This is a genomic window from Ralstonia sp. ASV6 (assembly GCF_016429285.1).
Lineage (GTDB): Bacteria > Pseudomonadota > Gammaproteobacteria > Burkholderiales > Burkholderiaceae > Ralstonia > Ralstonia flaminis.
In genome coordinates, this window is the sequence record NZ_JAELUI010000079.1 from 1 (window position 1) to 26,704 (window position 26,704).

General features: G+C 59.7%; 33 protein-coding genes. 24 read left to right on the plus strand and 9 right to left on the minus strand.

Annotation, left to right across the window (positions count from 1 at the left end; genetic code table 11):
- Window positions 1-155 precede the first annotated feature (155 nt).
- The 6 genes from JHD73_RS16275 to JHD73_RS16300 all read left to right on the plus strand — a co-directional run bounded on the left by JHD73_RS16275 (window position 156) and on the right by JHD73_RS16300 (window position 2,460).
- A complete protein-coding gene (locus JHD73_RS16275; RefSeq protein ID WP_199031304.1) occupies window positions 156-569 on the plus strand; it encodes a hypothetical protein in 414 nt (137 codons plus the stop codon).
- Between the two features lie 62 nt (window positions 570-631).
- A complete protein-coding gene (locus JHD73_RS16280; RefSeq protein ID WP_199031305.1) occupies window positions 632-1,069 on the plus strand; it encodes a hypothetical protein in 438 nt (145 codons plus the stop codon).
- Between the two features lie 72 nt (window positions 1,070-1,141).
- Window positions 1,142-1,456, plus strand: coding sequence for a hypothetical protein (locus JHD73_RS16285; RefSeq protein ID WP_199031306.1), 315 nt, complete (start codon window positions 1,142-1,144; stop codon window positions 1,454-1,456).
- A 96-nt stretch (window positions 1,457-1,552) separates the two neighbouring features.
- Window positions 1,553-1,798, plus strand: a complete 246-nt coding sequence (locus tag JHD73_RS16290) for a hypothetical protein (RefSeq protein ID WP_199031307.1) — start codon at window positions 1,553-1,555, stop codon at window positions 1,796-1,798.
- Between the two features lie 36 nt (window positions 1,799-1,834).
- Complete coding sequence (locus tag JHD73_RS16295) at window positions 1,835-2,092, plus strand: hypothetical protein (protein ID WP_199031308.1); 258 nt, start codon at window positions 1,835-1,837, stop codon at window positions 2,090-2,092.
- A gap of 11 nt (window positions 2,093-2,103) precedes the next feature.
- Window positions 2,104-2,460 carry a hypothetical protein gene (locus JHD73_RS16300; RefSeq protein WP_199031309.1) on the plus strand — a complete coding sequence of 119 codons (357 nt, stop codon included), beginning with the start codon at window positions 2,104-2,106 and terminating at the stop codon, window positions 2,458-2,460.
- A 14-nt stretch (window positions 2,461-2,474) separates the two neighbouring features.
- Here JHD73_RS16300 and JHD73_RS16305 read toward each other — a convergent pair whose 3' ends face one another.
- The 9 genes from JHD73_RS16305 to JHD73_RS16345 form a co-directional block, all read right to left on the minus strand.
- Window positions 2,475-2,981: a hypothetical protein gene (locus JHD73_RS16305; RefSeq protein WP_199031310.1), complete on the minus strand. Its 507-nt coding sequence runs from the start codon at window positions 2,979-2,981 to the stop codon at window positions 2,475-2,477.
- A gap of 42 nt (window positions 2,982-3,023) precedes the next feature.
- Window positions 3,024-3,311: an H-NS family nucleoid-associated regulatory protein gene (locus tag JHD73_RS16310; RefSeq protein WP_199031311.1), complete on the minus strand. Its 288-nt coding sequence runs from the start codon at window positions 3,309-3,311 to the stop codon at window positions 3,024-3,026.
- Window positions 3,312-3,560: 249 nt separating this feature from the next.
- Entirely contained in the window at window positions 3,561-4,106 is a 546-nt protein-coding gene (lspA, locus tag JHD73_RS16315) for a signal peptidase II (protein WP_199031312.1), read from the minus strand.
- Complete coding sequence (gene ileS, locus JHD73_RS16320; RefSeq protein WP_199031313.1) at window positions 4,106-6,985, minus strand: isoleucine--tRNA ligase; 2,880 nt, start codon at window positions 6,983-6,985, stop codon at window positions 4,106-4,108. The genes lspA and ileS overlap by 1 nt, the downstream gene beginning before the upstream one ends.
- Before the next feature lie 92 nt (window positions 6,986-7,077).
- Window positions 7,078-8,067: a bifunctional riboflavin kinase/FAD synthetase gene (locus JHD73_RS16325; protein WP_199031314.1), complete on the minus strand. Its 990-nt coding sequence runs from the start codon at window positions 8,065-8,067 to the stop codon at window positions 7,078-7,080.
- A gap of 91 nt (window positions 8,068-8,158) precedes the next feature.
- A complete protein-coding gene (locus tag JHD73_RS16330) occupies window positions 8,159-9,355 on the minus strand; it encodes a tyrosine-type recombinase/integrase (RefSeq protein ID WP_199031315.1) in 1,197 nt (398 codons plus the stop codon).
- On the minus strand, window positions 9,348-9,680 hold the full coding sequence (locus JHD73_RS16335; RefSeq protein ID WP_199031316.1) for a hypothetical protein: 333 nt from the start codon (window positions 9,678-9,680) through the stop codon (window positions 9,348-9,350). The genes JHD73_RS16330 and JHD73_RS16335 overlap by 8 nt, the downstream gene beginning before the upstream one ends.
- A gap of 55 nt (window positions 9,681-9,735) precedes the next feature.
- Window positions 9,736-13,152 (minus strand): hypothetical protein, encoded by a 3,417-nt coding sequence (locus JHD73_RS16340; RefSeq protein ID WP_199031317.1) that lies wholly within the window; start codon window positions 13,150-13,152, stop codon window positions 9,736-9,738.
- A gap of 27 nt (window positions 13,153-13,179) precedes the next feature.
- On the minus strand, window positions 13,180-13,611 hold the full coding sequence (locus JHD73_RS16345; RefSeq protein ID WP_199031318.1) for a hypothetical protein: 432 nt from the start codon (window positions 13,609-13,611) through the stop codon (window positions 13,180-13,182).
- Window positions 13,612-13,865: 254 nt separating this feature from the next.
- Between JHD73_RS16345 and JHD73_RS16350 the strand changes: the two genes are divergently transcribed.
- The 18 genes from JHD73_RS16350 to JHD73_RS16435 all read left to right on the plus strand — a co-directional run bounded on the left by JHD73_RS16350 (window position 13,866) and on the right by JHD73_RS16435 (window position 26,604).
- Complete coding sequence (locus JHD73_RS16350; protein ID WP_199031319.1) at window positions 13,866-14,891, plus strand: hypothetical protein; 1,026 nt, start codon at window positions 13,866-13,868, stop codon at window positions 14,889-14,891.
- Between the two features lie 106 nt (window positions 14,892-14,997).
- Entirely contained in the window at window positions 14,998-15,756 is a 759-nt protein-coding gene (locus JHD73_RS16355; protein ID WP_199031320.1) for a prohibitin family protein, read from the plus strand.
- A gap of 41 nt (window positions 15,757-15,797) precedes the next feature.
- On the plus strand, window positions 15,798-17,231 hold the full coding sequence (locus JHD73_RS16360; RefSeq protein WP_199031321.1) for a hypothetical protein: 1,434 nt from the start codon (window positions 15,798-15,800) through the stop codon (window positions 17,229-17,231).
- A complete protein-coding gene (locus tag JHD73_RS16365; RefSeq protein WP_199031322.1) occupies window positions 17,224-17,700 on the plus strand; it encodes a hypothetical protein in 477 nt (158 codons plus the stop codon). The genes JHD73_RS16360 and JHD73_RS16365 overlap by 8 nt, the downstream gene beginning before the upstream one ends.
- A gap of 26 nt (window positions 17,701-17,726) precedes the next feature.
- Entirely contained in the window at window positions 17,727-18,416 is a 690-nt protein-coding gene (locus JHD73_RS16370) for a hypothetical protein (RefSeq protein WP_199031323.1), read from the plus strand.
- Window positions 18,413-19,537: a hypothetical protein gene (locus tag JHD73_RS16375; RefSeq protein ID WP_199031324.1), complete on the plus strand. Its 1,125-nt coding sequence runs from the start codon at window positions 18,413-18,415 to the stop codon at window positions 19,535-19,537. Before JHD73_RS16370 ends, JHD73_RS16375 begins: the two co-directional genes overlap by 4 nt.
- A gap of 52 nt (window positions 19,538-19,589) precedes the next feature.
- The gene (locus tag JHD73_RS16380; RefSeq protein ID WP_199031325.1) at window positions 19,590-20,093 is read left to right on the plus strand and encodes a hypothetical protein; all 504 of its coding nucleotides are present in this window, start codon (window positions 19,590-19,592) and stop codon (window positions 20,091-20,093) included.
- A complete protein-coding gene (locus JHD73_RS16385; protein WP_199031326.1) occupies window positions 20,090-20,314 on the plus strand; it encodes a hypothetical protein in 225 nt (74 codons plus the stop codon). The genes JHD73_RS16380 and JHD73_RS16385 overlap by 4 nt, the downstream gene beginning before the upstream one ends.
- Window positions 20,315-20,356: 42 nt before the next feature.
- The gene (locus JHD73_RS16390; RefSeq protein WP_199031327.1) at window positions 20,357-20,767 is read left to right on the plus strand and encodes a hypothetical protein; all 411 of its coding nucleotides are present in this window, start codon (window positions 20,357-20,359) and stop codon (window positions 20,765-20,767) included.
- Window positions 20,764-21,363, plus strand: coding sequence for a DUF1643 domain-containing protein (locus tag JHD73_RS16395; RefSeq protein WP_199031328.1), 600 nt, complete (start codon window positions 20,764-20,766; stop codon window positions 21,361-21,363). Before JHD73_RS16390 ends, JHD73_RS16395 begins: the two co-directional genes overlap by 4 nt.
- A gap of 14 nt (window positions 21,364-21,377) precedes the next feature.
- Entirely contained in the window at window positions 21,378-22,502 is a 1,125-nt protein-coding gene (locus tag JHD73_RS16400; protein WP_199031329.1) for a phage Gp37/Gp68 family protein, read from the plus strand.
- The gene (locus JHD73_RS16405; protein ID WP_199031330.1) at window positions 22,499-22,876 is read left to right on the plus strand and encodes a DUF4031 domain-containing protein; all 378 of its coding nucleotides are present in this window, start codon (window positions 22,499-22,501) and stop codon (window positions 22,874-22,876) included. Before JHD73_RS16400 ends, JHD73_RS16405 begins: the two co-directional genes overlap by 4 nt.
- Entirely contained in the window at window positions 22,873-23,361 is a 489-nt protein-coding gene (locus tag JHD73_RS16410; protein WP_199031331.1) for an ASCH domain-containing protein, read from the plus strand. The genes JHD73_RS16405 and JHD73_RS16410 overlap by 4 nt, the downstream gene beginning before the upstream one ends.
- A gap of 37 nt (window positions 23,362-23,398) precedes the next feature.
- Complete coding sequence (locus JHD73_RS16415; protein WP_199031332.1) at window positions 23,399-24,508, plus strand: hypothetical protein; 1,110 nt, start codon at window positions 23,399-23,401, stop codon at window positions 24,506-24,508.
- An 80-nt stretch (window positions 24,509-24,588) separates the two neighbouring features.
- Window positions 24,589-24,882 carry an H-NS family nucleoid-associated regulatory protein gene (locus JHD73_RS16420; protein ID WP_199031333.1) on the plus strand — a complete coding sequence of 98 codons (294 nt, stop codon included), beginning with the start codon at window positions 24,589-24,591 and terminating at the stop codon, window positions 24,880-24,882.
- A gap of 341 nt (window positions 24,883-25,223) precedes the next feature.
- Complete coding sequence (locus tag JHD73_RS16425; RefSeq protein ID WP_199031334.1) at window positions 25,224-25,529, plus strand: hypothetical protein; 306 nt, start codon at window positions 25,224-25,226, stop codon at window positions 25,527-25,529.
- On the plus strand, window positions 25,529-26,038 hold the full coding sequence (locus tag JHD73_RS16430) for a hypothetical protein (protein WP_199031335.1): 510 nt from the start codon (window positions 25,529-25,531) through the stop codon (window positions 26,036-26,038). Before JHD73_RS16425 ends, JHD73_RS16430 begins: the two co-directional genes overlap by 1 nt.
- Window positions 26,039-26,106: 68 nt before the next feature.
- Window positions 26,107-26,604 (plus strand): DUF5677 domain-containing protein, encoded by a 498-nt coding sequence (locus JHD73_RS16435; protein ID WP_199031336.1) that lies wholly within the window; start codon window positions 26,107-26,109, stop codon window positions 26,602-26,604.
- Window positions 26,605-26,704 lie beyond the last annotated feature (100 nt).

Below are 26,704 nucleotides of genomic sequence, written 5' to 3' on the forward strand. Positions count from 1 at the left end.
TTGGATACCGTCCGCCGGCACCTGCCGCCCACTGGCCAACACCGATGCCCGCACAGCAACCAGGCACCATCCAATAAACTTCAATCCTCTCATAAGAACTGGACCGGAATACCGGTCACGTCAATCGACGGCTACGCATAAGGAAGGAATTCTAGATGTGGGTTCAAGAACCTGAGAAGTTGATGGCCGTGAGCGAAGAGCACTACTTCGATGCCGGTCAGGGGCTGATGCACTTGCAGAAAAGCCGCATGGAATTCGCCTTGAAGCACGTCAATGCGGTCCCCTCGGAGGAGACCCTCACAGAGGCCCTGGACTTCGTGTCTGAGGCGACAGGCATTGCCCTGGATCCGAGTCAACTCCAGGCGATTTTGTCGCTCTATCCGATCGAGCGAGGCAAGTTGGCCGACTACGGGTGGGGAGACACGGAGGTGGCTGATTTGACACTTGATGTTATCGCCCACTTCTTTCTGTCTACCCGCTGGCCCCTTGGCATGGACAACGTCGACATTGATGCATTCGTTCAACGTCTGAGAAAGGCGGCTACCTTCATGGGATATCGCCTAGCATGATGAGGGTGAGCTACGTTTCGGAGGCCGAAGCGATGCGAATTGCGCCGCACCTTCAGGGGGCAATGATCTCGATCACCGGACCTTTGCATCTCGCCGACCTCCCCTCGATTGAGACCTGGGGCGCGTTTTTGCGTGTCCAATTTTCCGATGCTGAGTATGACGCTGCAATGATTGCTCGGCTTCGCGCGCGTGGCATCAAATTCGATGCTGACGCGAAGGGCTTTCCCAGCCAGCGTAGCGCTGAAGTGCTGCGCAGATTCATCGCCAGCTTGGCCGCCCGTCCAGAGATTACTGAACTTGTCGTGCACTGCCACGCGGGTCAAAGACGGTCTGCAGCGGTTGCGAAATACGCTTGTGAGCAATACAGCGCCCCGTTTGACCTGAGCTATTCGAACTACAACAAGACCGTTTATGCCTTGCTGAAAGACCCAGCGCTGTTCGCACGGTCCCCAAGCCCCCTCAGTCGCATGCTGAAGCGTTTTGGTTTATTTTTGCGGTGAGCACATTCGGTCGAGTCGACGGGTACGCATGTCATCGAGGTTTTTCGGATACCTCAATTTGGGATGGCCAACATGAAAGAAAACATCAGCACCCTGGTAACGCAAATCCTTCAGCAGACGATGGGCTCAGGATTGACCTGGGATGAGGCTGTCACCGCGTTCGGTCTGGCGGCGAAGGCTGCTACAGCAGCCGCGGCAGAAGCGAATCACGGCAGCGCAGAAGCCTGTGAGGCGCTTGCGCGCGCAAGGTTCGAGGAAGCATTCGCACAGAAGGTCAATGTGGTCATGGCCCGATCCGACCTGACCAGGCTGAAGGAGGCTTGCTCCGACGTGGATGTGACCGCCTTGCTTGCTAACTTCAACGTGAAGGTTGCGATCCGGCATTAACCGGGGCGGTTCATCGTGTTCGGCGAGCCGTCTGCGAGGGGTGGCCACCTTGATGGGGTATCGCCTGACACGTATAGAAATGAGTGGTTGGATAACATGAACAGCACTTACATCTTCGCCGGCATTTCGATGCTGCTGATTGGTGCGATGGCGCGCTATTTTTATTGGCACTGGAGTGGCGGCGCATACTATGCTCGCTACCCTGGTGCAAAGTTGATCGATGACTTAGCGCGTGAAGGTTCGCTTGGGCCCGGGGACGTGGAAGCGATTGTTGCCCGGGTCGGAGCAGCTCGCGATCTCAACGCAGAAGTCCAGTCGATTCGTATTGAGAAGAGTCTTTAAACCTTGTGAGCAAGTCGACATTTTGGGAGCATTTGCGTGGATCAGAATCAAGCGAAGCAAACAACTCCCACTGGTGACGGCTACACAAGAAGATACCTACAGAGGATCCAGCTCGTCGGGATTGGCCCTATCCCGGTCGGTAGTATTTTTCTGCTCGTCCTTCTCTACGTGGTACCGCTGGTGTTTGTGTGGAACGCGATCGACTATTTGCCGCGCTGGTTCGACAAAGTCGCGCTGCTTTGCCTCGCCATCTATGCATATGGCGTGCACCAGGGCAGAAAGGACCGTGCCTGATGGGTGCTGCCATGAAGAAGCTTGTCGCAGCCATGAGCACGCTGCTGATTGCGATCAACTGCTCAGCTGGCTGGTTTGGGCCGGAGACCTTCGATAGCTGTATTCTTGACAAGATGCCAGGCGTTGCCAACGCCCTTGCCGCGAAGCTAGTGCTCTCAGACTGCGCGCGTTACGCGCGGGCGGAGCCTGGGGCCGGCAGAGGGTTCCTGGCACAGTATGCCAACGGTGTGGAGTGCTTTGCCGATAAGGGGAAGGCCGTCGGCGACAGTTTAGGGGCGACGTACGTATTTGCGGCGTGCCACCAGCTGTATGATCTTCCAGAACTGGATCCGACCAAGTTAGTTCCTGACGAATCACCGCGAAAGTAGCGAGATGCCGGCTGTCAGAGCCCCAAGCTCATATCAGACGCTTGCTCTCCCAACGCAGCTTCTGCGCTCTCATTCAGGATGAGGCCGCGTTTTACTCCAAGGCGCCAAGCAGCCTTGTGCGCGGCGTAACCGGCCGTTGTGAAGGCTTGCTTGTCCAGCCCTTCAGTGGGTGGGCCGCCGACGAAATTGACTGCAGTCCACAGGATCAACTCGGCGCCAAGACCGCGCCCTTGGTGGTCTTGGTGGATGCAAACTGCTCCAGGTGGGTTGTAGTATCCCACCACCTGTGCGCTCAACCAGTGCTCGCTCGGGCCAGAGCGGAAAAGTAGAAGCGCACTGTCCTCGCTTTCCGCAAAGCCGTAGTGGTCTCCCTGCATCGGGACAGGCTCGACTTCATCGGGATCGAACGAGGTGTCGATATCGACGATGTAATCGCTGAAGTCCTGGCGTAACCAAAACGCCGGGCCATCGGCATCGCAGAGAAACTGCTCTTCCGTACAACGGAATGCGTCTGGCGACATGTAAGCAGCTCCCTGCGAATCCGATTGCGATTGGTTCGGCAATTACGCTTCAGCGATCAAGAACTTGTCGCGGTTTTTGCCGATCCATGCGGGTGCGCGGCCGCGGCCAGACCATGTCGCGCCAGTCTTCGGATCGCGATACTTCGCCGGCACCGGGCCGGTCTTACGAGCGGCGCGGCGCTTGCCGAGGATGTCTTCGGCGGACAGATCGTACTCTTCCATCAAAGCGTGAATCTTTTCCAATCCTTCCTGCCGGTGATGGTCGCGAGCGGCTTCGAGTTGGGATTCAAGTTTTGCCTTTTGTTCGAGCAATTGTTTGTAGGTTGCCAATGGGGGCTCCTTTGAAGTGCGAGAGTTAAACGGAGAGCTAGTGTGGCATAAATTGAACCATAGGCCGGATCGAGTATTGAGCGAGAGAAAGGCATCTCTAACCGCTCAATTCGCACAAATGACGTCCGTAACTAGTCCAAAAGAACGTCTATACCTGCAGAAAGCAGCAATCCTATTGGCCTTGGGCAAAGTTGTAGGCGTCCAAACTCGCTCATAGGCCGTCCATAACAACGCCTTCAGATCATTTCCTCAGCGACGCACGCGCCGCAGTTCGTCGATGATCAGTAGCACCGCGCCGATGCAGATCCCGCAGTCCGCTACGTTGAAAGCGGGCCAGTGGTAACCGTTCATGTGGAAGTCGAGAAAGTCCACCACGTGGCCGTAGACGACGCGGTCGATCACGTTGCCCAGTGCGCCGCCCAGGATCAGCGCCAGCGCGAAGCAGAACATCTTCTGGCCGCTGTGCCGCTTGAGCAGCCAGATGATGAATGCCGCCGCCACCACACCCAGGCCCGTGAAGAACCAGCGTTGCCAGCCGCCCGCCGCCGCCAGGAACGAGAACGCCGCGCCCTTGTTGTAGGCCAGCACCAGGTTGAAGAACCCGGTGATGGGGCGGGATTCACCCCACGTGAACGTCTTGTTGATGGCAACCTTGGTCAGCTGGTCCAGCAGGATCCAGATGACGGCCAGGCCCAGCCATGGGCCCACGCCGTGGCCGCCGCCGCTTTTCTTCAGCCCGACCGCTTTGCTCTTGCCGTTGTTGCCGCCGTTACGAGCCGCCCGAGTTGTCGCCATCACGCAGCGCTCCGTTGTTCACCCGCACCGAACAGGTTGTCGGTGCAACGGCTGCACAGTGTCGGGTGTGCGGCGTCATGGCCGACGTCGGCACGGTAGTGCCAGCAGCGCTCGCACTTGGCGTGCGTTGACGGCACCACGCTGATGAGCAGATCGCCGCCTTCCGGCGCACGCTCTAGCTTGGCCGCCGACGTGATCAGCACGAAGCGCAGGTCGTCGCCGAGGCTGGCGAGTGCGTCGTACACGGTGTCGCCGGCCGCGACGGTCACTTCCGCCTGCAGCGACGAGCCGATCTTGCCGTCCACGCGCAGCGTTTCCAGTTGCTTGGTCACTTCGCCACGCACGTTGCGGATGGCGGCCCACTTCTCCAGCAGTGCGCTGGCGCCTTGCGGCACCGGAGCGTCGTAATAGGTGCTGGTGAAGATGGTGTCGGTGTGCTCCGTGCCGTGCGCGAAGACTTGCCATGCTTCTTCCGCCGTGAACGACAGGAACGGCGCCATCCAGTGCAGCATCGCCTGGGTGATGTGGTACAGCGCGTTCTGGGCCGAGCGGCGTGCCACGGAATCCGGCGCCGTGGTGTAGAGGCGGTCCTTCAGCACGTCGAGGTAGAAGCCGCCCAGGTCTTCCGAGCAGAACGTCTGCAGCTTGGCGACCACCGGGTGGAACTCGTACACGTCGTAGTGCGACAAGACTTCCTTCTGCAGCGCGTCGGTCATCGCCACGGCGTAGCGGTCGATTTCGAGCCATTGCTCGGTCGGCAGGGCGTGTTTGGCGTGGTCGTAGTCCGTCAGATTGGCCAGCAGGAAGCGCAGCGTGTTGCGGATGCGGCGATAACCTTCCACCACGCGCTTCAGGATCTCGTCCGAGATGGCGAGTTCGCCCGAGTAGTCGGTCGAGGCCACCCACAGGCGGATGATCTCGGCGCCCATCTTGTTGGCGATTTCCTGCGGCGCGATCGTGTTGCCGATCGACTTCGACATCTTGCGGCCTTCACCATCCACCGTGAAGCCGTGCGTCAGCAGCCCCTTGTACGGCGGCTTGCCGTACAGCATCGAAGCCGTCAGCAGCGACGAGTGGAACCAGCCGCGGTGCTGGTCCGAGCCTTCCAGGTACAGGTCAGCCAGGCGACCGTCGGGCAGATCAGCCGAGGCGTCGTACAGGTCTGCCGCGTGCGAGCCGCGGATGACGTGCCAGTGCGTCGTGCCCGAGTCGAACCACACGTCGAGCGTGTCGCGGTTCTTTTCGTACATGTCGGCGTCATCGCCCAGCAGTTCGCGCGGGTCGAGCGTTTGCCAGGCTTCGATGCCATCTTTCTCGATGCGCTGGGCAACTTGCTCCAGCAGCTCGGGCGTGCGCGGGTGCAGTGCGCCGGTTTCCTTGTGCACGAAGAAGGCCATCGGCACGCCCCATTGGCGCTGGCGCGAGAGCGTCCAGTCCGGGCGGTTGGCGATCATGTTGTGCAGGCGCTGCTTGCCCCACGACGGGTAGAACGCGGTGGCGTCGATGCCGGCCAGCGCCGTTTCGCGCAGCGTGGCGTTGCCGTCGTTCGGTTGCACGTCCATCCCCGCGAACCACTGCGAGGTGGCGCGGTAGATGATCGGCGTCTTGTGGCGCCAGCAGTGCATGTAACTGTGCGGGTGCTTGTGTGCGTCGAACAGGTTGCCGGATTCCTTCAGCACCTCGACGATCTTCGGGTTGGCATCCCAGATCAGTTGGCCGCCAAACAGCGGCAGCGTCGATGCATACACGCCGTTGCCCATCACCGGGTTGATGATGTCGGCGTCGACCATGCCGTGCGCCTTGCACGACTGGAAGTCCTCCACGCCATAGGCGGGCGCGGAGTGGACGATGCCGGTACCGGTATCGGTGGTCACGTAGTCGCCCAGGTAGACGGGCGAGGTGCGGTCGTAGCCGGCGTCCATCTTGGCGAGCGGATGGTGAAAGCGCACGCCCGAGAGCGCTGCGCCTTCGCACGTGGCCAGCACGGTGCCTTCGAGCTTCCAGCTCTGCAGGCAGGCTTCGACGCGCTCCTTGGCGACGATCACCAGGCCGCGCGTGGTGTCGACCAGCGCGTATTCGATTTCCGGATGCAGGTTCAGCGCCTGGTTGGAGGGGATCGTCCACGGCGTGGTGGTCCAGATCACGATCCAGCCTTGCTTGGCCTTGAGCACATCGGCGCCCACGTGGAAGGCGCTCGCCAGTGCGTCGATATCGGCAAACGGGAAGCCGACGTCGATGGACAGGTCGGTCCGGTCTGCGTACTCCACTTCGGCCTCGGCCAGTGCCGAGCCGCAATCAAAGCACCAGTTGACCGGCTTCAGGCCACGGAAGACGTAGCCCTTTTCCAGGATCTTGCCCAGCGCGCGCACCTCGTCCGCTTCATTGCGGAAGTTCATGGTCAGGTACGGATCGGCCCAGTCGCCCAGCACGCCCAGGCGCTCAAAGTCCACCTTCTGGCGGGCAATCTGGCCGGTGGCGTAGGCACGCGCCTTCTCCTGCACTTCCTTGACGGGCAGGCCCTTGCCGAATTGCTTTTCGATCTGGATTTCGATCGGCATGCCGTGACAGTCCCAGCCCGGCACGTAGACGGCGTCCAGGCCCGTCAGGCCGCGCGCCTTGATCACCATGTCCTTAAGGATCTTGTTGACCGCGTGGCCGATGTGCAGGTCGCCGTTCGCATACGGCGGACCGTCGTGCAGGATGAACTTCTTCGCGCCTTTGCGCGCGGCGCGGATCTTCTTGTAGAGCTGCTTGTCCTGCCACTGCTTGACCCATTGCGGCTCGCGCTTGGGCAGATCGCCGCGCATGGGGAAGGGGGTGTCCAGCAGGTTGACCGGGTACTTGCTCTTCTCCGGCGTGGGCTTCTTGGTGTCAGACATAGGTCTATGGGGATTCGAATTGCAGGGGCAGGCGAGGCCGTCAGCTTCGGCCTTCGTGGCAACGACTGGTTCTGGGCAACCGCTCAGGTCGCCTACCGAATTCGATCGGTCGCCGAGGTCGCGAAATCGCGGCCGGGGATGTCATCGGCAGCCGCCGGCAGGCTGAAGTGCTCACGCGCAGCGACACAATCGCGAGCGATCGCGTCACGCAACGCATCCAAGGAGTCGTAGCGAGCTTCGTCGCGAAGTTTCTTTAGGAATTCCACGCGGATGAGCTTGCCGTAAGCATTTTCGTTGTAGCCAAAGACGTGAGTTTCGAGCAGCACGCGGCCAGAGTCGTCGACCGTCGGGCGCACACCGATGCTAGCCACTGCAGGCAACGGTGTATCGGCCAGACCGTGCACCTGGACAACGAAAATGCCCAGTACGGCAGGCTTGTGGTGCGTGATCCGCAGGTTCAGCGTCGGGAAGCCGAGCGATCGCCCCAGTTTCTGGCCATGAAGCACATGGCCACTGATGGCGTAACCATGGCCCAGAAGGCGTCGGGCCTGCTCCAAGTCACCAGCGGCCAGCGCTGCGCGCACCGCCGAGCTGGAGATGCGTGTTCCGCCTTCTGCAATTACCCCCATCTGCTCGACCTCGAAGCCAAACTGCGCACCTGCAGCCTGCAGATAGGTGAAATCGCCCGCGCGCTTTGCGCCGAAACGGAAATCATCGCCCACCAGCAGCCAGCGGGTATGCAGGCTTTCAACGAGCACGCGGCGAACGAAATCGCTCGGCGACTGTGACGCGAAATGTGCGTTGAAATGCTCTACGACAACCCGGTCAACACCGTGGTTGCGGAGGCTCTCCAGCTTGTCGCGCAAGAGCGCAATACGCGTCGGCGCACGGTCCGGCGTGAAGAACTCGCGTGGATGCGGCTCGAACGTCATCACCGTGAGCGGAAGTCTGCGCGCGTCAGCCGCCGCTCGTGCACGCGCCAAGAGAGACTGATGGCCACGGTGCACGCCGTCAAAGTTGCCGATCGTCAGCGCACAAGGCGCACGACTGTCGGCATGAGGCAGGCCGCGAAGGACTTCCACGTCGTAGTGCTGAATGAGAAAGGGGTAATTCAAATAGGAACCAACTCGCCATTATAGGTGCAATGCTACCTGAGACCCCCTGCCTAGCTGTTTACAGCGCTAGCGTGGCAACTGCACGATACAGCTGATGTTTTTCTGTTTCCGTGTAGATCACGGTCGTTTCAATCGAAGCATGACGCAGCTGCTTTTGGATGAGCGGCAGAGGGAAGCCCATATCGCTCATGAGCGTGGCAAAGGTATGCCGAAAGTAGTGCGGGGTGGCCTTGCTCAGAAACGAAGCTTCCGCAGGGCTGTCCGCCTTGATGATCTTGGCGCCAACGCGCAGGGCTTTGCGGACGATGTTATAGATGGTCTGGTCTGTCACCGTCTCCGAATAGGCAGCTGAGAGTCCATGTACCCCAAGGGGTACGACGAGAGGGGTCTTGGGATCCGCGTGATGCGGATCAATGCCAATCACTCGCTGGTAACGGTGGAGAGCGGAAACCGCCGCGGGATTGAAGGCGATCTGATCCGTCACATCGCCTTTACCAGTGACTGTGATGAACCAATTGCCTTTCCGAGTCTGGGGGTCGAGAACCTGGTAGATGTCTCCCGCCAACGCGGTGGCCAGTTCTCCACGCCGCATGCCGGTGTTCCCCAAGACACGAATCACCATCAACATACGCTCCATCTCTACATGCTTTGATCCAAGACCATTGAGCCGCTCGCACTCGCTTTGTAACGCCTCAACGAGGCGTTCAAACGTGTGCAGCGGAATAGATTTGGGGACTCCGCGCTGGCGCTTTGTTACGCCTTTGCGTTTCCTGCGCATGATGGCAAGCGGGTTTCCCGCCAAGTAATGCGCATCGACGAGGTAGCTGAAAAGGGCATTGATGACGATGATTGCTTGCCCCTGACTTTTGAGGGAGAGCGGTTTTTCGAAGGGACGCCACAACCCGGTGCCTCTACGGTGGTATCGCGGCGCGCACCACGTCTCTGGAGGTGCCGCCATGAAAGCCCGATAGTTCTCCAGGTCCTCTCGCATGAGGGAGGAAAGAGGCTTCCCAGAAAACGCTAGCACCCAGGCGTAAAAACGCTGGACTTCCTTGTGGTAGGCGCGGCGAGTCGAAGATCCCTCCGGGAACTCGTTCAGCCAAGCAAAGATTGCTTCCAAGTCAGTCTCTGCTGCAATCTGCTTGGGCATGTTGTGCGCGCGATTGATCCCGTCGGCACCCGCCAGTTCTGCCGGGATGCCGTGCTTTGCGAGCTCGTCGAGCTGCAGCGGTGCGATGAGAGCGATGTCAGGCATGCACCGCGTCTCCACGGGAGATCGACGCGCTGGCCGCCGCGAGGAGATCCCGCTTGAGCAGCTGAGTACGGCGCCAGTTCTGTGGGCTGCAGTCACGGTCTTGGTGAAGCACGACAAGCTTTCGCCCAGGAGGAATCGCGTCGAAGAACACCTCGCCCGCTTCCTGCAGTGAGAGCCTGGCTGCCCGCGCTCGTTTTGCGTCTGCGGGCAGGTCGCACATTTCGACTGAGCCCAGCGAAATGATCCTGATGAAGTCGCTGCGAAGTGTTTCGAATTCGCAGATCATCCAGTTGCCGGCGACTTGAATGGCGGATTCGTGGATCATGATATAGGGGGTAACCACCGGATGGTGCCCTGGGATTTCAATTGTCGACAGTGGGTTATTGGCCTGGCACCGCAGGGATCACGTACCAGCGCTCGACGCCTGCCGGGGGCTCGGGCGCATTGGGGATTTCCGTTGAGCGAACCGCATGATAGCCTGTGCCAAATTCGGCCTTCACTCGCTGGGCGATGAAGTTTCGCGCTTGGCCTGGGGAGAGCATCGGATGGGTAGCGCTTCCACATCCGAATTCCTTACGACGAGCCCCGAGTAGTTTGTCGGTGCGGTCGGAAAAATGCAGCCGCTTCCCCTCTTCAGATTCTTCCTTGCAAATGTCGAACCATCGACCGTAGGCTGGCACGATTTCATCTTTGTGCGAGTGCAGTTGAATATCGACGACGTCAACCGGTTCATAGTCTTCAGGAAGCTTGTTGCCGATCAACTGGTCAAGGATGAGGTCGCCACTTTCATCGACCACATCGTCTGACAGCCAGAACTTCACGCGGCCTTCCGGACGCTTGCTCCAGTTGGCGAACCATTCGCCCAACAGGGGGTTGACTTTAGGGCAGCCGTGCAGGGGCTGCACATCTACGCCCAAGCGATGGTGCACGTATGGGCTGTAGCGCCAGGCTCCCTGCGAAATTGAAACCTCCAGGAGCCTCCAGTTTGTGTGCTGCGCGAGCGCATTGTCCATGTGCGTCCTCGCGTGCACTTTGTCGGCGTACGGTCGAGCAAACTCATGACGGACATCGCTAGCGGCCACGTCGCTGGGGGCCAGTCGATACAGGAGCGCTTCTGGATCGGCAGATCCAATGCAGAGGAACCGAAGTTCCCCGATGTTCTCGAAATAGGCTACGCCGAAAGGGATTGCCAGCGCAGGATTCTGGACGTAGTCTGTTCCTTGCAGAATCTCTCGTCGGATCGATTGCCAACGTGCAAGCTCGGTCTTGTGCTGGTCCTCGTCCATTTGATGAATGTAGGGTTTCAAGCCATCCATCACGTGACTAGCCTGATCCAGGATCTTGCTTTTGCGCTCCATGGTGCCGAACAGTGATTCTTTCCCGCTCCACTCATCCGCAGCCTCCCATTGATGCACTGTGGTCTCTGCTGCAGCCTGCTTGGGGAGCGTTGCCCAACGACGGGAAGTTTCGATGAGTCTGTCTTTGGTGCGCTCCACTTGCACTCGGTGAACCCACACGTGCGATTCAAGGCGGTCATCTCGCTCTTCAGCACGTGGCGCTTCATAAACGACCATTTTGGCGGCTCCGGAAAGAACCAATCGAAGTGGCAGCCGGCCTCCGGCAAGCGAGAATGCCTCGATTTCAGCAATACGGCGCTTGCCTTCGCCAGCAAGCATGTAAAGCTGGTCAAGCAGAGCCTTCCAGTCCTTACCGGCAATATCGCCCTCAACCCCCGGCAGTGAGCGGCCACGGTTAGCAGCTCGCCATGCGATCACCGCTTGGTCGATGATGGCGTCACACTCGTGCTCCTGGGTAATCTTCCCGTCCAGAAGGGCTTGTTTCATCTGCGCGCGAGCGCCGCGTTCTTCTTTGCGTTCATGCTCAATCAACTTGAGCGCTCGCTTGAAGAACCGGATGTAGTGAATATGGTTCTGCCGGGTATCACGATTGCGGATGTACCAGTACAGCTCGTCCGGGTGGACTGCGTCGAGGCAAAGGTACGGTTGATCCGTGTAGTCCCAATGGCCATTCTTGAACTTCGACAGATTCACCTTGCAGTTGAACGAGCGAGTATGACCGGTGCTATAGGAGTACCCAGAGACCTCAACATCGACACAGATGGACTTGCTATCTCGATATGCGATGGCCGTGCCCATCTGCTCTCGTGGGGTGTATCTGCGCTCGAAACCGCGCCGCGAGTGATTGTCTACCTTGCAAGCCGCAGGTGCGGTGGTCGGATTCATCACTTCCTCCCAATTCGACAGCACGCGGCTGCCAGAACGAAGGTAGCTGTTTTTCTCCTCGATCCACTTTGCAAGTGGCGCCCGATTCTCGGTCGGCAGCATATTACTGCCGGCGTCATCGTGCAGGAAGCGGCAGTGCTTGTGCTGGAATTCGAGCGATACGAAGTGCAGCGATGGAGGTCCATCGTAGAACTCACCAAAGAGCTTCAGGCGATGATCAAGGCCGCAAGCAAGAAGCAGGAAGCGTTTGAAGTGCAAGGCGAAACGTTCGTGGTCGGCCAGCCTGTCGGTGTACGTGACATCCTCGAACTTGATGTCTGTCCCATCGAACCCACGGAAAATGCGATCCTGGTCGTCCTTCGACGGAAACAGGCGGGCAGTGCGCAGATGGCTCTCCACGGGGGAGAAAACGCGATGGATGTTCATTCCGTCGCGAACCAACAGAAACACATTCCTGTTCTCACTGTTCCGGGCGCTATTTACCCAGGTATCACCGTAGTCGATGTAACGACGTGTGGTGGCCATCACCAGCACACAGCGCTCTGTGGGGAAGATCTGGTTGATCAGTCCGTCGTGTTTGCGGATGGCATCAAAGAACAGATCCACCTTGGCAAAGTCGAACCATTCGTCGATGTCAGTCCAGACCGCCAGCTCCTCATCCAGCATCAGCTTGCGCTGAACGAAGGTGAGGGGGGCATCCTTCGGCGCATGCTCGCCCTCGCGAATCGTGAAGACGTCGACGTCTTTGCCGACGTAGAGATCCAGCGACTCGATGCCCTCCAGCAGCTTAGCCACGTAGGTACGCACATCCTCGGTCTGGGCTAGGGCGGCGGCGGCCTGTTCCGAGTAGAACGGCGTCATCGCCGAGATTGTCTCAGCGATTTCGGAGGTCTTACCCTGGATCCAGTTTGCCTTGATCGTGGCGATCTGATGTTCGCGGCTAGCGGCTTCCTTCATCAGTGCGATGCCTTCAGCCGAAATGCCGCGATCGATTGCAGTCGCCAACGAGCCCGAAGCCAGCGGCGCAAGTGTGGCCGCGCGTTCCTCGGCGGTAGGCTGTGCAACATCGCTGGATGCAGCCGGGGCGGGGAGAGCCGCGGCCGCAGCACCCAATTCGGCTGCCACCACTGAGGCCAGGATGCTCGGATTGCTCTGGGCGTCCAGGAGCTCGGCCTGAAGCGCGTTGATTCGGCCCTGGACCTGACGCACTTCTTCCGCCCGAATCCGCTGATAGTCCGGCTCGAATTCGAATTTGCTCAGGAAGTCCGACAACAAGAAGCGGTGCTCATCGTATTCGAACCAGACCTCGTTCGTTGTGCCATCCTCTTGCGGGATAAGCAGCGTCACCCGCTTGCCGTACTTGGTGGGGTGGGGGCGAAGGATGATGGTGTGCGGTGCGTTGTCGACCCATCGGATCGACTGAATCAGTAGAACCGTACCCACTTCGATGCCTTCCTCGTGAATGGTCTGCATCGCGCGCCAGTACTGGCCGGATTGAAGGGTCTGGAAGCGTTCGATCTTGTCGATTTTCTGTGGGTCAACCAGGGAGTTCATTTTCGTCTCAATACGTGAGGTATCCGGCTATGCCGTCTTGGCAGGTGCGCTTGTCAGCTTTTCGCGGCAGTCGTCACACCACATGGACGGATCCGGAAGATGTGCGCGGGCAAGGCGCAACGTGTCGTGATTGATGCAGGTTGAATGATCTTCGCAGACCGTGGCCCAAGGACCGGCGTCTGGATCCAACCCGGCCTGGTCAGCCTGATACAGGCCAGCAAGCGTTCCCGTAATCCGGCTGCGACTTTGAATCACGCAGCCCGCCAGTCCGTTGAAATCGTATTGGCGCGGCCCAAATGCAAATTCGCGGAGCTGGGCAACGGTCTTCCCGGACTTCGCCGCGGCGCGTTCCAGCGCCGCCTGCAACTCCGGCTGCTTACCAGCGGGCGCAGCATCGACAGCGCGCAGCAGGCGGCTGAGCGTCTGGCGAGGTCCGGCCTTTGGCGTGGCGTTGATCATTGAGGGGCTCCTGAGAGGCCCGTAGGCGCCGACAACCGAGGATCCAGATGTGCGCCATACGGTACAAGCTTGTTTTTATGATAATCACGCTAATCATCAACAGCAAGATAAAAATAAGCATATATGCACGTATATTTCTCTTGACTATGCACATGTGCACCTCCTAGACTGTGCCAAAGACGAGACAAAAAAAGATTCTTTTTTGTATCAAGCACGGCATCAACTACACTTTCCGATGCAACTGGGAGCCAAAAATGTCGATGAAGAAGATGGCCGCGGACGGCCAGATCAAGAAGGTGGACAAGTACCGCGTGCCGCTGGGCATGCTGAATGGGAACGAGCGCAACCTGCGCTTGGACATGCGGGAAAACCGCGATCACGTGGACGCGATCTACGCCTCTCTCTGCAAGCAGTTCGAGACCGACCTCGAAGAATCCACAGAAGAAGGCCATCGCTTCGGCAGCATGCAAATGCGGAAGGGATCCAGCCTGTGCACGCATGACATGAAGGTGGTGGTCGACGAAAACGATCGCATCACGGTCATCGACGGCAACATGTCACTGCGCGCCCTACTCAAAGCCAAGGCGGCCGGCAAGATCGATGACCGCTTCCTGGTCGACGTCGTCACCGAGTCGGTGAAGGAAGCGCGGCATCTTGCGCTGACGATGCTCCGCTGCGGTCAGGGGAAAAATCCGAACCCACTGGAAGTCGGCCTCAAGATGAAGGAGCTCCGCGACGGCATCGATGGCTCCGAGCCCATGTCCGTCAAGGAGATCGCGGCCGAACTCGGCCGCACAGCCGTGAGTGTCCGGGAGCTGCTCAAACTCGCCGATGCGGACGAACGCATTCACGATCTCATCGTCAAGGGCAAGGTTGGCGCTCACGTCGCGCTCGACGCGATCAAGTCGCATCCGGACGGCGACGCTTTCGACTACCTGCAAAAGAATCTCGCAAAAGCAGAAGAATCCGGAAAGACGCGTCTGACGACCAGTGTGATGAAAGGCCGTTCACTGCCGCGCAAGCTCGTGAACACGGCGATCACCACGATCGAGTCGTTCCATGCTGCCTTGGATTCGTCCACTCGCCGCCAGCTGGCGGAGCTGGAAAAGCTCTCCCCCGAACAGGCAACCGGTAAGAAAGTCGAGGTCGATGCCGCCCTCCTCCTAGACCTCCTCAAAGCTGGCGCAAGCATTGACGACGAACGCAAGAAGCTGGCCGCCAAAGCGGAAAACGATGCGGCCGCCGCAAAGCAGGGCGACTTGATCGCCGAAGAAGCCTGAGGCCAGCCCAGCGCTGGGCTGGCCACCACTCATTCACACAACAACGACATCAGAGGGAAGTATGGGTAATAAGGAAGCGAAATTCGCTGGCTACGCGGCACTCAGTGTGGCCGCCATTCTGCTGCTTTGGGCACTTGCGCCCATCGCCACCGTCCCTGCAGGCCACCGAGGCGTCATCACAACCTTCGGCAAGCCGAGCGACACGGCGTATAGCGAAGGCATTCACTGGCGCACGCCGATCAGCGACACGATGCACCTTGTCAACGTGTCGACCATGAAGGCGGAAATTCAAGGCGACGCTGCATCGCGGGACCTGCAATCCGTCCACATGACGATTGCGCTGAACTATCACGTCAAGCCGGAAGCCGCAGTCACCGTATTCCGTGATCTCGGAAATGATCCCGAGAACCGCATCATTGCGCCCTCAGTGGCTGAGGCCATGAAGAGCGTGACCGCCCGCTACACAGCGGAGGAGCTCATCGCAAAGCGTGCAGACGTCAGCATGGCGATCGTTGACCAGCTTCGCGACCGCATGACTCGGCACGGCCTCGCGGTCGACGAGTTCAGCATTATCAACTTCCGATTCTCCAAGTCCTTCGACGAGGCAATTGAAGCCAAGACCACCGCGGAGCAGTTGAAGCTCAAGGCCGATCGCGATCTTGACCGTATTCGGGTGGAAGCCGAGCAGCGCGTTGCGATGGCGCAGGCAGAGGCCGCATCTCTGCGCGCGCAGAAAGAACAGATCACGCCCGAGTTGCTGAAGCTGCGTGAAATCGAGAACCAGCGCGAGGCGATCAAGAAGTGGAATGGGCAGCTGCCGCAGTACTCCGGCCAGGGTGCGTTGCCTTTCATTCAGGTGAAGTGACCTGAACGCAGACCTTTTCAGATCCGAGAGAGGAGATGCCCATGAGTACCACGAAAGACAGCCAGGCAGCATTGAGTTGGCGAGTCGGCGAGTTCGAATCGTCGTCTATGCCGAGCACCACTGTACTGATGCTGGCAGAAAGCGCTGCGGACGCAGCACGAATGGAGGCGCACAGTTCGTTCGTCCGCTGGGTTAGCAAGCCATCTCACGAGGTAGAGCGGGAAGTCCTTACGCTACATACCGAAATGGCTGGACTTCGCCTCGCATTGAATCAAGCCAACATGCGAGTTGCCAGTGCCATTGCGCTGTCCAACCATGCGCAGGACCGCCTCGCCACCCAGCAGCATGCCGACCCGTCATCGCTGAAGCGATTTCTGGAATACCTGACCGACCATTGCATCGGGCAGACGGTGACGGAAGAAGCGATGGAGGAATGGATGGCCGACCTGCTCGATGCTACGCCGCGTAATGAGCCAGCGAATCCGCCGAAGTCGAAAGGCTTGTTTGCGTCCGCCCAGACCGGCCAGCGTGCGGGCGTGGCGGAGGGGTGGAAGGCGATGCCGATGAAGCTCACTGTAGAGATGCGCAAAGCGGGTGCACGCGCTGCGCGCGAGTATATGGAGCGCACCGGCAACAATAATCTGGACGTGATCTACGCCGCCATGCTCGGCGCCGCGCCCACTCCGGCAGTGCAACAGCAGGCCGAGCCGGTGGGGGATGAGCGCGAGGCCGCTGAAAGCGCATATAACTCGCCGGAATTCAACTACGAGCGCGGTCCGATTGGCTCACGCGACTGGCGTTTCTATTCGGCCGGATGGCGGGCACGTGCAACTCGCGCCGCCCAGCAGCAGGCCGAGCCGCCGTCTTTCGTGGTTCCCGCACCGGGCGAAGATGGTTTGGTGCCACTGCCCGAGCGCATGCCGGCCTCAGTTCTCAAGCACGGCACACTCGGTGAGCTATATGACCGCTTGAGCGTGCACAAATTCGCGGTGGGCTATGCGCTTGTTTGCCTTGCCGCCAAGCGTGCTGTTGTGCAGGCCGAGCCGGTGGGGGAGGAGTGCGCGTGCGAACGTTGCGGTCAACCGTCTAGTGAACACGTTGGAACGCACTGGTGCGACAACCAGTCCTTTCAAGTTGAGGAATCCAGCAGCCTGAATGTGCACGTGGACTCGCTGGACGGCCAACTCGAATATCTCATTGGGCGAATCAAAACGGTTCCGAGCGACGACATGGCCGCTCTCGTGGTTGCCAACATCCGCGATCGGATCGCCCAAATTCGCTCCATCGCCGCCCAGTTCAGCAAGCTGGCGGGCGCGGCGAAGTGGTGGAAGCTGGTCCCTGTTGAGCCAACAGACGAAATGGTGCGTGCTGGAAATGATCTGCGAAATACGCGATACGCGACTCCGGCGCGGCACATCTACGCAGCCATGCTCGCCGCTGCCCCCTCTCAGCAGGAGGGCCAAAGCAATGACTGATCCCCTCGATCAAGTCGGCTGCGTGGCAACTACCGCTGCCTGCCATACCCACGAGACTCTTGCTGACCTGCAGCCACTCGCCATGCGCTTACTACAGACGCGCGACCTCTCCGATCTGGCGCGTTTCCATGCGCAGGTGGAGGACGGCGACGGGTATACCGTCGATAAAGACACGATGAAGCGGCTTGCCGCGCTTGGCGCCGTGCAAAGCCACGGGTTCGGACGATACAGCCTCACGGCATTTGGTGCCTGGCTCCTACACCCCGAAAACCACGACCAAGCCCTCCTGCCATTGAGGACGACAGGTGAGTGGAATGCGCGGGAACGCGCTGGGCACACCCTCTATCTCAAGGACGCCGCAATCAACAGCGTGGCTTGGGTAACCCTTCCTGAAAGTGAGCGAGAGCTGTGGCGTTGCAAAGCGACCGCTGCCGGCGCTGAGCAGACCGGGTTGGCCAAGCAACGCTGAGCATTCAAAAAATGAGGAGCTTGAAGATGACTTGCAATCAACAGCGGTTCGAGCGAGACGTCGCCGGGCATCAAATGAACATCGTTCGGGATGACGGCGTCAATCGGCACCTCATCTTCAAGAAGCCTGGGACCAGCGACTACTGGTTCGAAATTCTGACCTGGCCAGGCGCGCTCGCAATTCGTGGCGACTGCGGTGCGAACATGTTCACGCGTGTCGTGGACATGTTCGATTTCTTTCGAACCAAGCCCGAGCGTTTGAAGCCGGGAGTGCTCCACATCAACCCGCAGTACTGGAAGGAGAAGATCATCGCGGTCGATAGCAACTGCGGTGAGCGCGGCTCCGCCAAGAAATTCAGCATCGACGAGTTCAAGCGGCAGGTCGTGAGCTGGTTCCGCCGATACACGGCCTCGCGTTGGTACGAAGAGAACCGCGTCCATCGGTGGGCAATTTGGGCGGCCATCAGGAACTTACTTGATCACGAGACGGACCCTTTTGACGCCAGCCGCAACTACCAGCTGCTGAGCAATTTCTCGGTGTGGATCGAGGACGAGGCAAAAGACGCGTTCCAGAACTTCTTTGATGACTTTTGGGAAGTCGACTGCACCGAGTACGACTTCAACTTCCTGTGGAACTGCTACGCCATCGCGTGGGCGATTCAGCGTTACGACGCAACCAAGGTCGCTGCGAAGCAAGCAGAAACGGAGGCAGCATGATCGCAGTCTATAAAACGATCCCCGACATCCCTCACGCTGAGAATCTGGATTTCTACGGTGAGCAATACAGCGTACCTGTGCTCCTGCATGACGGCGATGACTTTTTGCCGGTGGTGGCACGCTGGTGCTTCGAGGATGAAGGATGGGTGGACGCAAACTTCAGGGATGGTCCCTCTCCCCAAGACTATGCCTGGATCAATCAGCGCGCGAAGAGCTGGCTCCAGCTGTCCCTAGCGGGGCAACTGCCGCAGCTGAAACCCGAGCCTGACGATGTTCTCCCGCTAGTTGGCACGGATGTGCAGATTCATCTCGCTAGCTTGGACAAATGGGTAACACACACCGTCGTTGGCTATTTCGCATGGCCAAGTCATTGCGGAGACGCGACGCTTCAACGAGTCTCTATTCGCGTGCGTGATCGCAATGGCGTTCCCAACGCAAGGCTGTTGCGCGACGTCCGCCGGCTGGATGGAACGCCATACGTAGTCGACAACCGTTTTGAGGCGGCCACCAAAATTGCCACACAGGTCGCTAGTCTCACCCAAGATGATTTCGAGCATGTTATCGAGCCCTTCCTGCCTGCAGGGCGGGGGGCGGATTTCCTGCGCGGTATGCGGGAAGGAACCCAAGATGCTCCGGGCTACCGGGTAATGGCTGACTACACGCCATCGCTCCATGAGTCACTGGTGCGCTGGCGCGAGACCCTGGCTCGCATCTCAGCATCTGCAACCCAATGGCAACAAGAGCCGGCGCCGGATCTCACTGCGAAGCTAGCCCCATCTCAGGGATTGCCGTCCGGATATGTGCTGGTGCCGACGGACAGGCTGAAGGCGGTCCATCGCGACCTTGACGCCTGCCAGAAGGTGATCTTCTACGCAGGTGGATTCGATCCGGCCTATTCCGCAGACGCACGGGCGCGGCTGAAGGAAATCGATCGTTGGCTCGCTGCGTCAACGCAAGAGCGGGTAGAGGTCGAAACATACGCGGCAGTATCGCCCACCGAGGCGACCGATTTAGAGCACTGCCAGTTCTGCGGTCGCAAGGTAGAGACGTCCTGCGACGTTCCGCCTGCGGATGTTTGCGACACGGCTTTGAGCGCCGAGCAAGAGACCAAGTGCCCCTGAAAGCTGCAGCTGCGGCTTTCAGCCTGATCACCAAAAGAAAGTGAGAAGACACATGCTTACCAAACTCGTCGCGTTTCTGCGTCAACGAAGCCACACCCTCCGTACTGAAGGCGAAGCCTTGCCAGGCATTGAGCAGCACGTCGCTGAACTCGATGCGTGGGCCGACGAAGTCCAGCGGCTTGCCCCGGCGGGTTCTGCCAATCCTCAGGTCAGCACCAAACCGCGCGATATGAAGGAAGGCCGATGGTGCCCCGACGTCTGCCCGGTGACCGGGAAACCGTTCCTCATGTGGATGGATCACCCTGAGCTCGGCTACGTGCCGACGTACGGCGGCCCATTCGACAGCTACACCCTTGCCGAGCCCGACGCAGACGGATATTTCCGGTCCGAGCACTACGATCACGACCGTGGTGAATGGATCGAGGGAGGGGCCCCGGTCCACGTTCGCCCCGAGTTGATTGAAGTTGCTTCCTTCGACGCGTCGGAGCTCATCTCCACGGCTGGCAAGAGCATTGCACCCACCGCTTCCGTCATCCATTCTGGGAATCCGCAATGAGCAAAGTCATTCAAGCAAGCGTGGAGGTTAAGTTCACTGCAAGCAGCGGCTATCGCTCCAAAGAGGTTTTCGGACCGACGGCAGGGACAACCGCCCTCGAAGATGGGCTGCGCGAGATCGCCAGGATCTTGGCGATCAACGGCGATGCAGACAAGGTTGTCGCGATCGTCAGTGAAGCCATCAGCGCGGTGACGGCTGGCAAGGCGGATCCCAATCCGTGATCTGACAACGGGCAGGGAAACGCCCCCCTCCTCCACGCGATCATGGAGCGCGACGCCTGGCGTAACGCAATGATCGGGTTATGCCAGATCTGGGCCAAAACCCCTGATCAAGCCCGAACACACCTGAAGGCGCGCCTGGCTCGGAAGCCAGGGTCGCTTGAGCACGACCAGAGCTCGATCAATGGGCAGCAGCCCGTCGACGAATACCACCGCGGATTGCTGGATGCCGCTAAGGTCTGCGAAGCGGTCCACGAAAAGCACTGGGACGCTTACAAGCGCAGTCCGCCCGATGATCCCTCTCGCGGCAACCCGCATGTCGAAGGTATGGCAGACGGCGCCAGCCAGTGCGAAGAAGCTATTCGAGCGCTGGCCAGCCTGCCCACACAATCGGCCCGCACGGAATCGGCCCCGCCGGCAGTCGGTGAAGACCCGCAGAAGAGCATGGAGCAATGATGGAGAAGACAGCAACCCTTTCGGAATGCGGCACGTTCCGGTACCGCCTTGGACGCCGTTGGGGACTCGGCCCTGCCCTCCTCTTCATCATGCTGAATCCGTCTACTGCTGACGCGAATGTCGATGACAAAACGATCCTCAAATGCGTCGGCTTCGCGAAGTTACTGGGCTTCCCCGCCATTGAGGTGGTCAACCTCTTTGCGTTCCGTGCGACCTCGCCGCGGGTTCTCAAAGCATCAGGCTGGCGCACGGGGCCGATGAACGCGCACCACGTCGCGCGCGCGATCGCCGAGACGGTTCGTGATGGTGGCAAGGTCGTGCTTGCCTGGGGCGCGAATGCACGGGGCCGCTGGGAAGCCGCTGAGCTGATCAACGACCTGGTGCGTCGCGACATCCCACTGCACGCACTTCGCGTGCTGGCAGACGGTACGCCCTCCCACCCCTTGATGTTGCCCTACACCAGTGAGCTGCAAGTCTTCGTTCCGAAGAGTCAGATCGATCAGGGGGAGCAACCCACACTTCAGACGTTAGCAAGCAAAGCCAGCGAGCTTGTTTCAAACGTGCGAACCCTGGTGACTGGTCGCCACGGACACTGAACTGGATATCTTGAATGGAAAACACCGATATCGAGTGGGCCGATCACACGCATAACGAGTGGGAGGGCTGCCAAAAGGTTGGGCTTGGATGCGATCGCTGCTATGCAGAAGCGCTCAACGCGCGCTTTGCCGGCGGCACGGCCGTCAACTGGGGGCCTGGTGCCCCCCGTCGGCGTACTAGCGACGCCAATCGGCGCAAGCCGCTGCGCTGGAATGCCAACCACGATCGCTTCTTCGCCGAGAACGGCCGCCGGCAGCGGGTCTTCTGCGAAAGCCTGGGCGACTGGCTGGACAACGCCGTACCGGTTGAGTGGCTGGTAGATCTGCTCGACACGATCAGGCTGACGACGAATCTGGATTGGTTGCTGCTGAGTAAGCGAATCGGCAATTTCACGTCCCGTATTGAGGCGGCGATCCACTACATCGAAGCGCTGCCGGACTGGCACGAGGACGGCCCCCCTCATTCCAGGGAAGCGCTGCGGAATTGGCTCGCGGATTGGGTTCTGCTTGGCAAGGCACCCAGCAATGTCTTCATCGGTGCGACGATCGTCAACCAGGAGGAAGCCGACCGCGACGTTCCGAAGGTGCTGGCCGTGCCGGCACGCGTGCGCTTTGTGTCGATGGAACCGCTGCTTGGACCGGTAACACTGCGGAATCTTCCCATCGGAAACCATCACCGTGCGCTCGGTTATTCGACTGACCACGATCGCTTCGACGCGCTTACGGGCCCGCGGCGTATCGATTGGGTCATCGTTGGCGGTGAAAGCGGTCATGACGCGCGCTACATGCACCCCGACTGGCCACGCAGCCTGCGTGACCAGTGCGAGGCCGCTGGTGTTGCCTTCATGCTCAAGCAATGGGGCAAGTGGGGCACCGCCGCCGTTCACATGAGCACCGGCGAGCCCGTGTTCCGGCAATTCGAGTCGTTCCAACAGTGGGTGAATAAGGCACCCACGTGGGTCAATGGAGGCATTTGTGTCGATCGCCATGGCCGACTACTGCGCAACGGCGGCGATATGGCGCGGGCACGCGATGCTGGGGATTTTCCCGTTACCGTCTTGCACAAGTTGGGCAAGAAAGCGTCGGGGCGCCTCCTCGATGGTGTTTTGCACAATGCGTTTCCCGAGGTGAGGCCATGACGGTTTATGTCGACGACATGCACAAGACGCCAATGGGCGAGTTCAAAGCCGGCAACGGCCGCGTCTACAAGATGTGTCACATGTTGGCCGATACGGACGAAGAACTCCATGCGATGGCCGCGCGAATCGGCATGAAGCGGAGCTGGTACCAGGCTCCGCCCAAGCACGACAGCCACTACGACATTGCAATGTCCAAGCGAGCCTTGGCCGTCGCTGCTGGCGCGGTGGAGATCACGTGGAAACAAGCCGGGGCGATGAACTACCGACGGCGCATCACTGGCGAGCTCGGCAAACCAGAAGAGGCGGTGGACTGGATGCTGTCGAATCGAGCGGAAAACGGCAAAGCCCAGGCTGCCGAGGGGCGTATCGCATGAAAGCGCTGTCCATCCGTCAGCCTTGGGCCTGGCTCATCGTCCGTCCCGATTTGACAGGCCAACAACGTCTCGATGCGCTGGCTCACGGTGCCATCAAGGATATCGAGAACCGCACCTGGTACACCGCGCACCGCGGGCCGACACTGATCCATGCTGCCAAGGGTATGACCCGACGCGAGTACGAGGATGTCGAAGACTTCTTGCACTTAAGTTCTTCCGAGCATCTGCGGTCCGTCAAGTTGCCTGAGTTTGCGCAGTTGCAGCGTGGCGGCCTTGTCGGTATCGCGTCCATCGTCGACTGCGTACCTGCACGGCAGAGAACATCGGCTTGGCACATGGACGGCTGCTACGGCTTCGTGATCCATGATGCCAGTCCGATTCCATTTGTGCCGCTTAACGGTAGGCTGATGCTCTTCGACGTGCCCGAAGAAATGACGAAGCCAACTTCCATTGATGCTTCGTCAGTCTGTGAAATCCCGCGATAATGGGAAGTCACTTCACAACGGATCTGGATCCAACCGCGTGAAACGAAAAGATCAAACACGAATCCTCACCGAAGACGCTTTCTGGAAGGTGCTGGCCAGAGGCACGGCTCCCACGGTGGACAAGATCTGCGCCTGGCTGGCCGAAAACGGATACGGTAGCCGGGACCGGGCCGTCATCAACGAGACGCTCAAAACCTGCTGGAAAAAGCTGGGGGAGCGGATCGAAAGCACGGCCACCTTGCCAGGTGTGCCCGAAAAGGCTGCAGGACTACTCCTCCACCTCTACGAGGAGCTGCAGGTTTGCGCACGCGACGAGTTAAACGTCGAGCGCGAAGAGCTTCAGTCTGCCGCGGAAGCGCAACTCAAAACTGCACAGGATCAAGCCCAGGAAGCCGCATTGGATGCAGAGCGGGCCCGGGCTGCGCAGCGCGAGTCTGCAACAGCGTTTGAGACGCTCTCCGCCGATCGCGATCGTATGCGCATCGAGCTCGATGAGGCTCGGCAACGCCATGAGCGCGAAATGGAGCGCATGCAGGATCTGCTGAGCCAGGCGCGGCAGGAAGCCTCCGGCTTGCGAGCTCAACTCAGTGCCGAGGAAAAGGCCCGCGCCTCAGACTTGGAAGCAGCTGCGCGCGAACAGAGGCGCCAGGCGCTGGAGATCGACGGATTGAGAACAGAGGGCCGAGCGATCGTGGCGCGTGCCGAAAAGCTCCAAGCCGACCTTGAAGCATCGCTTAGCAGAGAGCGTGAGCTGGCCGACCGGGCACGTGACATCTCCGCAGAAATGGGTACGCTCCGCGGCAGCGAGCGCGCCTTGCAGCAACAGGTCAAAGATCTGCAGCGCGCTGTTGGCCAGCGCGACGAAGAGATTGCGCTGCTTCGTGGCCAGCTTGAGAGCGCGCGTGAACGCGGCCGCGTACAAGATGCCGAAATCGCCCGGACCCAGGCGGCCCTCGAAGCCGCACTGCCTCTGGATGCCGACCAGTTGCTGGAACTGATCTCGCAGGCCTGGGCCTCCGGCGCTTCTGCTCCTGGTAAGGCAGTTCCACCGAGTGACGACGAGCAAGCAGTTTATGCAGGCCGCGGGGAACGCTATGGACGCCGCGCCCTGAAAGCGGCCGGCATCAAGGTACGCGCAGAACGGTAATCACTGTCGAGGCCCGTGGAACCGCGCCTACACGAGCCTGCTGTCTTCTCTCAGGCGCACACACCCAGAATGACACCCGCATGCCCAGCTATCCCGAGTTGTTGAAGAAGATCAAAGAGCTGCAAGCTCAAGCCGACGCTTTGCGAGCGGAGGAGCGTTCCAAGGCCATCAAAGAGATCCGCGAGCAGATCGCTGAATTCGAGCTCACCGCAGCTGACCTTGGTCTGAAGCCAGGACAACCAGCAGCCGTGAGAAAGGCGGCCAAGCACTATTCGGATGGCACGAGCGTTTGGGTTGGCCGCGGCCCGCGCCCGGCTTGGCTGAAGGCAGCGCTGGACGCCGGCAGGAAGCTGGAGGAGTTCCTGGTCGATTGATACGCAAATCGGCCGCACTCGGCGGGCCGTACCTTCGCGGATCGGCCCAGTGTTTATGCGCTTAAATTTGCTCCCAACAGTTGCACAAGATTGTGCTTTTTTTGCCGGGACCAGGCGAATTCTTGCGGATCTGAGAAGAAACCTCCTCCACTGGAGCTGCCGAAGGAGTAGGCCGATTGGTAGCTCCCGGGCGGCCAAACCACTCAAATTGTGGAATTTGGCCGAAAAATACCTACCCCCCCTCTTCAGAAGGGTACGATCGGGCCGTTATGAGATATGCTCTCGCTATCCGGCCTGCCATCGCAGGGCTGCACGCCACGTGCAAGGCGCGGGGACTTCATATGAGCACCTCACATCATTTTTGCCTCCATCCTTCCTCGTTTGCCGCTGACGGCATTCTGCCGGACAACGTCGACGGCATTGTGGAAAGCATCCTGGCTCAGTCGCCTGCGCAAGTCACTATCATGGGCTTCGACCAGAGCACCGCAGCAGCGATAGCCAATCGGCTCGTCGCGCAAGAGTGCACGCTGCGTGTGCACGTTTCAGGCTCCGGCGAAGTGGAGTGGCCGCATGCTGAGGATATCTACGCCTCGTTAATGTTCAAGCTTCGCATGGCCAGCAAGGAGCCCATGCGCGAAGGCAAGTGATGTCCCTACCTTCGCCGTCCAGCTTTGTCCTGGATCGCATTGTCAATGAGCAGGTTTGGTTTCGCCTCACCCGGCCACGTTTTCGTACGTGGCTTTTTGTTGTTGGCGCGCTCACGAGCGCTGTGGCCATTGTGATGGTGATTGCTGGCCTGTCGCTGTATCACAAGAACGCTACAGATCTGCGCAGCCTTCTGCTGCTTGCTGCCGGCACCCTTCTCTTCGTGTTTCTTGCTTCGCCTGTGAGCCGCTTCGTCTACGTAGAGCAGCAGCGAGACAACGCATGCGAGCGCTACCGGGCAATGGTCGGTGATGCACAGGATCCGGCTGCTCGTACGGCCGGTGCCGTGACCTGTGCCCTGCAGGCCAACGACCGACTTACGGCCATCGCGTTGGCGATTAAAGACCTCGACCTCGCGCTCGATGGCGCCAAGTCATACGTGGATGCCCTCGACGGTCGCCTGCAGGCAGAGGAGTCCGCAGCGCCTTCGTTTGTGCGCACCTGCCTGTAACCGAAGACCGTCTTCAGTTCTTTGGCCAATGCGCTATTGGGCGCCAGCGTTGCGCAGCATATCTCTCCATGAACCTACTCCCAGACGGTTTCCTTTCCGAGGACGTACTGCAACCCTGGATCAAAGGCATCAGAGCCGCAACGCCGGAATGGTTCGCTCTTGTCGGCGACATCAACCGGAGCGCAGTACACATACTTACCAGGCTATCGCCGAGTAGATCTTCCGATCGGGAGATGGTGGCCGCAGCCCTTTTTGCCCGTGCAGTGCAGTCCTTCGAAGCATCGATCCTCTTGGCTGAGAGAGGAATGCTGGCCGACGCAGGGTCGCTCGCGCGTAATGTGGTTGAAAGCACAATCCTGCTGGGCGGTGCCGCCTATGTCGAGGGATTCCCCCGACAGCTGGCCAGCAACAACAACGCACACTATTACGGGATGGCCAAAGCGATTGCCGAACAGCTCGAACAATGGGGTGACGACGACCAAGTAGAGGATGCCTCGTCGCTCAGAGGCTTGCTTTCTCAGGTCGATGAGCAGGGACATCGTAAGCGTCCTGGCGCCCCATCTTGAATCGGCAGATGCAAACGAGCATCGTCCCCACGATGGACAATCGTGGAGACGATGAATCGATGACGACGATAGAACGCCGGCCGCGGCGGCGAGAGTACAG